The sequence below is a fragment of the Chryseobacterium sp. RU37D genome, from assembly GCF_900156075.1.
Lineage (GTDB): Bacteria > Bacteroidota > Bacteroidia > Flavobacteriales > Weeksellaceae > Chryseobacterium.
The window spans coordinates 134,950-142,226 of the sequence record NZ_FTMM01000006.1; the positions used below are offsets into that span (position 1 = coordinate 134,950).

Here is a 7,277-nt window from a genome sequence, read left to right on the forward strand (position 1 = left end):
AAGTGCAAAAATAGTGAAAAAGCGGGAAGTGAGAAGTGGGAATACGGAAGTTTTTATATTCGTGTAGATTAGGAGCCGGGAACCTGCTGTTCACCGTATCTTTTTTGTAACGGGCTCCACTGTGTTCCGTCCGCCCCAAAAAAGGATGCCGTTTCCATCAGGGCTATTAAAAAAAGTCGTTTTTAATTAGGGAGAAATTCCTGAAAGCAAACCTCATAGGTTTCAAAAACCTATGAGGTTTAGACATTTCATTAAATGTTCAATATTTGTAAAAAATCTATCGGAAATTTCTACTTTTGCCCTATGTTAGAAATTCTTTATCGTGACGAACATCTTATTGCCATTAACAAACCCAGCGGATTATTAGTTCACAAATCCTTTTATTCAGGAGAAGCAGATACTTATGCGATTCAGGAATTGAGAAAGCAGATCGGGCAAAAAGTTTATCCGGTACATCGCTTGGATCGAAAAACTTCTGGCGTTTTGCTTTTCACTTTAGATAAAGAAACACTGAGAAAGATGAGCACTCAATTTGAAGAAAAAATGGTTGAAAAGAAATACATCGCTATTCTTCGTGGCTGGGCAAAGGAAGAAGAAACGATTGATTATGATTTAATCAATGAAAATGAGGTTAAGCAAAATGCAATTACCTATTATCGCCGTTTGCAGACTTCGGAAATCGATTTACCTTTTTTAAAACATCAGACTTCGAGATATTGTTTGGTAGAAGCCATTCCTGAAACGGGAAGATTTCATCAATTGAGAAAACATTTTAAACATATTTTACATCCTATTTTAGGTTGTAGAAAACACGGTTGCAACAAACAGAATAAATTGTGGCTTCAGACATTTGGAATCAACAAAATGACGCTTCACGCCCATCAATTGATTTTTAATCATCCTATTTTAAAGAAAAGAATTACGGTAAATGCCACTATAGATGATGAATTCAAAAGAATAGGGGATATTTTGAAATTAGATTTGAGTATGTATTCTTAAATCTTTCTGATTTACTTATCATAGACTCAAGCTATTTCAATATTTTCCATAAAATATCATACATTACAAAACATTAATTTTAAAAAGAGTATTTTTGTAAAACTTTTTTTCAATGTACAAATCGCTCATTCGTCCGATTCTTTTTAAATTCGATCCTGAAGAAGTGCATCACTTTACTTTTTCAATGCTAAAGAATTTTGGATTTCTTACCAAATTATTTTTCCCAAAACCAATTGAAGACAAACGTCTGGAAAGAGAACTTTTCGGATTGAAATTTAAAAATCCTGTAGGATTGGCTGCCGGTTTTGATAAAAATGCGATTTTATTTAACGAATTAGGAGACTTAGGATTCGGATTTGTGGAAATTGGAACGGTAACTCCGAGAGCGCAAGCAGGAAATCCTAAAAAAAGATTATTCAGACTGATTGAAGATGGTGGAATCATTAACAGAATGGGGTTCAATAATGAAGGCCTTCAAGCAGCTATTGAAAAACTGAAAGGAAACAAGGGAAAAATCATCATCGGTGGAAACATCGGGAAAAATACTGACACAGCGCCGGAAAATTACACTCAGGATTATTTGGATTGTTTTGAAGGACTGCATCCTTACGTAGATTATTTTGTGCTGAATGTGAGCTGTCCAAACGTCGGAAGCCACGCAAAACTGGAAGATGTTGAGTATCTTCGAGAATTAATTACAGAAGTTAAAAAAATCAACCAATCAAAATCTGTACAAAAACCAATTTTGTTGAAAATTGCTCCAGATTTGAATAACAATCAATTAGATGAAATTATCGAACTGATTGCAGAAACAAAAATCGACGGAATCGTAGTTTCAAATACATCTGTGAATAGAGAAGGATTGAAAACTTCCCCTGAAATTTTAGCAGAAATCGGAAACGGTGGTTTAAGTGGAAAACCAATTCGTGAGAGAAGTACAAAAATGATCAAATATCTTTCGGATAAAAGCAACAGAGCTTTCCCAATCATTGGAGTTGGTGGAATTCACACGGCAAAAGATGCGTTGGAAAAGTTGGATGCGGGAGCAACCTTGGTTCAGTTGTACACAGGATTCATTTATGAAGGCCCGAAATTAATTAATGATATCAATAAAGAGGTTTTAAAAAGAGAAAGTCGTTTACCAAAATAATTTTCAAGAAATCAATATTAATATATGGTTGCCTCATAACTACTCCCTTTCCTAGGATCTCGTGTTGACAACTTTTGTCATTCATGGGATTCTCAGAACATCATTTTACATTTTGAGACAGGCTCTTTTTATTGCGAGATTTTGAAAGCTTGTCATTTCGACGAAAGGAGAAGTCTAAATTCGTTATTAAGAGATTCTTCATTACTCTTCGTTTCATTCAAAATGACAGTAAATTGTTTAAAAAGAGACATTTTTTAAAGAAAAAAATGAGAAATGGTATAAATAATCAATCCTACCAACCCACCGACCAAAGTTCCGTTGACCCGGATGAATTGAAGGTCTTTTCCTACCTCCAGCTCCAGTTTTTCGCTTAATTCTTTTCCCTGCCAATTTCCAACCGTCGAACTGATGAGGTTTCCGAACTGATGGGTGTTTTTCAGAATATATTTGTAAGCCGTAACACGAACCCAATGATCGATTTTATTTTGAAGATTTTCGTCGGTTTTCAGATTTTGAGAAAATTCATTCAGATTTTTAGACAAATAATTTTTTAAAGAAGATTCGTCTTCTTGAAGTTCTTTCGTCAAAGTATTTTTAATGGAAATCCAGATGTCGTTGGAATATTCATTGAGTTTGTCATTCTTCAAAAGGTCATTTTTGATGTTTTTAAATTCATCTTCCCATTTCGGATCTTGTTTTAATTCATTGGAAAAATCATAAATCTTTTTGGTTACTAAATTTCTGATTTCATGGTTAGGATCTTCTTCAATTTCTTTGAAAAAATCTGAAAGTCCGGTCGCAATTTTATCGGCAATTTTATTATCAACAAAAGCCGGAATAAAGGTGTAGCTTCCCTTTTTTACACGATCTTTTATCATTTCTTCGTTTTCAAGAATATAACTTTTAATCTGTGAAGAAAGGTTTGTAATAATTCTCTGATGATCGTTTTTGTCTAAAAGATAATTGATTCCGTTTCCAAGAATAGCGTTCAATTTAATATTATCCGTCATTTCCGAAACTTTTTTACTGATGAAATGGCTCACTTCCGAATCATCGAGTTTATTTAAAATATCTAAAACAATATCCGAAAGATTTTTAAGCAAGGCTTCTTGATTTTTCTCCTTTCCAAGCCATTCTCCGACGAAATTTGAAATCTTTAATTTTTGAATATAGGGACGGATATTTTGAGGTGAGAGGAAATTATTCACAACAAAACTTCCCAGATTATCGCCTAAACTTTGCTTACTGCTTTCAATCAAATTCGTGTGCGGGATAGGCAAACCAAGAGGGTGACGAAAAAGGGCTGTCACCGCAAACCAATCCGCCAAAGCTCCTACCATCGCCGCTTCGGAAAAAGCACGAACGTAGCCCAACCAATGAGAATCATTTGTCTTTTGTAAAATTGTAGTTGCCACAAAAACCACTGCCATCAGAAGAAATAATCCGGTGGCGAATGCTTTGTATTTTCTCAGCTGTTTTCTTTTTGCTTCATCATTCATATTCTCAAATTTAGTAAATTTGATTATGAGATTTATCTTATTAAAGCTCTAATCTATAAGACGGTATGTTATTTAAAAAATTTTAAATTAAAGGAATTAAACTTAAAAACAATAAAGCTGTAAAAACTTTTTCGTTTTAATTTAAATATTTAAAATAATTCTATGGAAAACCAAGCAAAAAATAATCCATACTATTCTCGAACAGATACTACGAAACTTAATATTTACAATGATGAATAGAAAAAAATTCTCGCTCAGGATTTGTACTTGATTTCAAGAGAAGCCGTAGCTGAAAGAGCTTTTACAGGGGAGTATAATGAATTTGATGAAGTTGGCGAATATTATTGTACCGTTTGTGGAAATCATTTGTTCCGTTCCACATCAAAATTTTCCAGCAGCTGTGGTTGGCCAAGTTTCTTTGAGGCTGATAAAGAAGGAATTTACTATAAAAGAGATTTAACATACGGAATGGATCGGATAGAGGTTCTCTGCAAAACGCACCTGGGACACGTTTTCTATGATGGTCCAAAACCCACAGGAATGCGTTATTGCATGAATTCAATAAGCCTTGAGTTTGTCCCGGATTCAGAAAAATGATTCTTTAATTCACTAAATCAGAAAGTTAAAGTTTCTTAAATTGAGTTAAACTTAAATGCAAAATTCAGTATAAAAAAATTATGTTTTATACATTTGCTGACTGAATTGGATTTAACATAATATTGAATGAAAGGATTTTATAGCTTAGTAGGTATTGTTTACATGGTAACTACTTCATTCTATCTGTCTCCGAAAAAGGCAATTACAAAGAATGAAATCAGTACAAAAAAGATTGAAAGATTAGCGAACGTCAAGTCTGAAAAAGGGACAGCCAATGGATCTGCGGCCGAAGCATTGTACAAATCTATTACATTTGAAGAAGGGCATGAACTTAACGAAGAAGTTTTCTTTAAAGCCTTAACAGGTTTTGAAAATTTGAAGAAAGCTGGTTTGCTTAACGAAAATGCTCATTTATTGACTATATGCGATTTTTCAATGTCTTCAAACACAAAGAGACTTTGGGTTATTGACACCGAAGAAAAGAAAGTATTATTCAATTCTTTGGTTGCCCACGGAAAAAATACGGGTGAAGAATTTGCAACGAACTTTTCAAATACTGAAAGTTCACTTCAAAGCAGCTTGGGTTTTTACATTACCGATGCAACATACAACGGAGACAATGGCTATTCTCTGAGATTGTTGGGAATGGATAAAGGCTTTAATGATGCGGCATACAAAAGAGCAATTGTAATGCACGGTGCAGATTATGTAAGTGAAGAATTTGCTGCAATGCACAAAAGGATCGGAAGAAGCTGGGGCTGCCCTGCGGTTCCAAGAGATCTTACGCAACCGATCATTAATACAATAAAAGGAAGAAATTGCCTTTTTATTTATTATCCTGATCAGAATTACCTTTCCAAATCGGAATGGTTGAAAGCATAAAAACAAAAGCAGTCAAAAAAATGACTGCTTTTTTTATTTGTATTAATTTAATAATTTATTTTTTTCTCTCGCAGAATTTAGCAGATGTTTGCGTATAAAAATAAATCTGCCAAATCTGTGAGGGTATCTTTAAGAAAACTTCTTAAAAATCAAAGTCGCATTATGTCCTCCGAATCCAAAGGCATTACTCAAAGCAAAATTGATATTCTTTTCTTTAGCTTCTCCAAAAACAATATTAATATCTTTCGGAATATTCGCATCAATGTTATGAAGATTAATCGTCGGTGGAATGATTCCATTTTCAATGGCTTTAATTGAAAGAATAGCTTCCGCTGCTCCGGCTGCCCCCAACAAATGACCTGTCATTGATTTTGTAGCACTGATATCAAGGTTTTTACTTCCTTTAAATAATTTATTAATACCATTCAATTCAACTAAATCTCCCATTGGAGTAGAAGTTGCGTGAGGATTAATATAATCAATATCATCAACGTTAATTTCTGCCTCTTTCAATGCCAATTGCATCGCTTTGATTGCGCCAACTCCGTCAGGATGAGGTGCTGTCATGTGATAGGCATCAGCAGTCATTGCAGCTCCGACTAATTCTGCATAGATTTTTGCACCTCTCGCTTTTGCGTGTTCGTATTCTTCCAAAATCAAAGCTCCTGCACCTTCACCCATTACAAAACCGTCTCTGTCTGCATCGTAAGGACGACTTGCGGTTGCAAAGTCATCATTTCTTGTAGACATGGCTTTCATAATTGAGAAACCACCGATTGAAGCCGGAGAAATTGCCGCTTCAGAACCACCGCTCACAATCACTTTTGCTTTTCCTAAACGGATATAATTGAACGCATCCATCAATGCTGTATTTCCCGTTGCACAAGCTGAAATTGTAGTATAATTGATTCCCTGAAGTCCAAATTTCATAGAAATCATACCCGAAGCCATGTTGGCAATAAATTTGGGAACGAAAAATGGGTTGAATCTCGGTGTTCCGTCTCCGGCTGCGAAATTCATTACTTCGCTTTCAAAAGTCCACATTCCGCCTTGTCCGGTTCCCCAGATTACGCCGGTGTCGAACGGATCCATATTTTCCAATTCCAATCCGGAATCTTTCAATGCTTCCGCTGTGGAATACATTGCATATTGTGAAAAAAGATCACTTCTTTTGATTTCATTGTGCGTTAAATGAACTTTTGGATCAAAATTTTTAACCTCACAAGCAAAATGTACTTTAAATTTTTCTGTATCGAAATGCGTGATTGTATTGGCTCCGCTTACTCCATTGATGCTGTTTTTCCAGAATTCTTCAACATTATTTCCCAAAGGCGTCACTGCGCCAAGACCAGTAATAACAACTCTTTTCATTTAATTATTGATTTTGAATAAATTAGAGGTTCCTCGTGCAATTAGGCGTGTTTTGTTTGCATTCCATATTTCGCACTGCGCGTTTACAAATTGCTTCCCTCTTTTGATGATTTTAGTTTCAGCTACAATATTATCATTTTCTTTTGCAGTTGAAAAATAATCGATGGTATTATTTACGGTTACGATGAATGTTTTTTCATTTAAAGAAAACATGGTTGCTCCAATCACATCGTCAAAAATCGCTGCAGTAACTCCACCATGAAGATTTCCCATTGGGTTCAGCCATTCAGGTCTTACCGTATATTGAAATTCCAACTGTCCTTCTTCTACAGATAAAATAATGGGATTCAGCCATTTCATAAATGGGGAAGGTGACGCTGTAAATTCTTTTCCGATAAATTGTTTTAATTGTGCTAATCTATCCATATTTTCAATTTTATTTTTTTAAAATCATCGTTACCCCTTGTCCACGAGCGGCACAGATGGAAATAAATCCTTTTCCGCTTCCTTTTTCGTTTAAAATTTTCGCTAAAGTTCCTATGATTCTTCCTCCAGTTGCTGCAAAAGGGTGGGCTACTGCAAGACTTCCGCCTTTTACATTTAGTTTATTTCGATCGACTTTTCCTAATGCTTTTTCCAGCCCGAATTTTTTGGCCAAATCATCATTTTCCCAGATTTTTAATGTAGAAGTTGTTTAAACTTTTAATTTTTTGATTAATCTTAAAGAAAATGCTAAAAAATGCAGATTCTTCCAAGTAATATCCAACGTTTCAAATCTT

6 protein-coding genes and 2 pseudogenes are annotated in these 7,277 nt (G+C 34.8%); 4 read left to right on the forward strand and 4 right to left on the reverse strand.

Translation table 11 applies throughout. From position 1 onward, the window contains the following. Nucleotides 1-303 precede the first annotated feature (303 nt). Complete coding sequence (locus BW926_RS04790; protein ID WP_076444698.1) at nucleotides 304-999, forward strand: pseudouridine synthase; 696 nt, start codon at nucleotides 304-306, stop codon at nucleotides 997-999. Between the two features lie 112 nt (nucleotides 1,000-1,111). After that, nucleotides 1,112-2,149, forward strand: a complete 1,038-nt coding sequence (locus BW926_RS04795; protein WP_076444700.1) for a quinone-dependent dihydroorotate dehydrogenase — start codon at nucleotides 1,112-1,114, stop codon at nucleotides 2,147-2,149. Nucleotides 2,150-2,403: 254 nt separating this feature from the next. On the opposite strand, the gene BW926_RS04800 is transcribed toward BW926_RS04795, so the two are convergent. Continuing rightward, nucleotides 2,404-3,648 (reverse strand): DUF445 domain-containing protein, encoded by a 1,245-nt coding sequence (locus tag BW926_RS04800; protein WP_076444702.1) that lies wholly within the window; start codon nucleotides 3,646-3,648, stop codon nucleotides 2,404-2,406. A 162-nt stretch (nucleotides 3,649-3,810) separates the two neighbouring features. Here BW926_RS04800 and msrB point away from each other — a divergent pair. Both msrB and BW926_RS04810 read left to right on the forward strand, forming a co-directional pair. Further along, nucleotides 3,811-4,245 (forward strand): annotated as a pseudogene (gene msrB / locus BW926_RS04805) (peptide-methionine (R)-S-oxide reductase MsrB). Nucleotides 4,246-4,371: 126 nt separating this feature from the next. Next, nucleotides 4,372-5,127, forward strand: coding sequence for a murein L,D-transpeptidase catalytic domain family protein (locus BW926_RS04810; protein ID WP_076444704.1), 756 nt, complete (start codon nucleotides 4,372-4,374; stop codon nucleotides 5,125-5,127). Nucleotides 5,128-5,256: 129 nt separating this feature from the next. On the opposite strand, the gene fabF is transcribed toward BW926_RS04810, so the two are convergent. The 3 genes and pseudogenes from fabF to BW926_RS04825 all read right to left on the reverse strand — a co-directional run. Further along, a complete protein-coding gene (fabF, locus tag BW926_RS04815; RefSeq protein ID WP_076444706.1) occupies nucleotides 5,257-6,498 on the reverse strand; it encodes a beta-ketoacyl-ACP synthase II in 1,242 nt (413 codons plus the stop codon). Then, complete coding sequence (locus tag BW926_RS04820) at nucleotides 6,499-6,924, reverse strand: PaaI family thioesterase (protein WP_076444708.1); 426 nt, start codon at nucleotides 6,922-6,924, stop codon at nucleotides 6,499-6,501. Between the two features lie 10 nt (nucleotides 6,925-6,934). Further along, nucleotides 6,935-7,186 (reverse strand): annotated as a pseudogene (locus tag BW926_RS04825) (acetyl-CoA C-acyltransferase); the annotation flags it as partial. Nucleotides 7,187-7,277 lie beyond the last annotated feature (91 nt).

Coding starts and splice junctions, on each gene's coding strand:
- BW926_RS04790 (WP_076444698.1), top strand. CDS start 304: ATGTTAGAAATTCTTTATCGTGACGAACATCTTATTGCCATTAACAAA.
- BW926_RS04795 (WP_076444700.1), top strand. CDS start 1,112: ATGTACAAATCGCTCATTCGTCCGATTCTTTTTAAATTCGATCCTGAA.
- BW926_RS04800 (WP_076444702.1), bottom strand. CDS start 3,648: ATGAATGATGAAGCAAAAAGAAAACAGCTGAGAAAATACAAAGCATTC.
- BW926_RS04810 (WP_076444704.1), top strand. CDS start 4,372: ATGAAAGGATTTTATAGCTTAGTAGGTATTGTTTACATGGTAACTACT.
- fabF (WP_076444706.1), bottom strand. CDS start 6,498: ATGAAAAGAGTTGTTATTACTGGTCTTGGCGCAGTGACGCCTTTGGGA.
- BW926_RS04820 (WP_076444708.1), bottom strand. CDS start 6,924: ATGGATAGATTAGCACAATTAAAACAATTTATCGGAAAAGAATTTACA.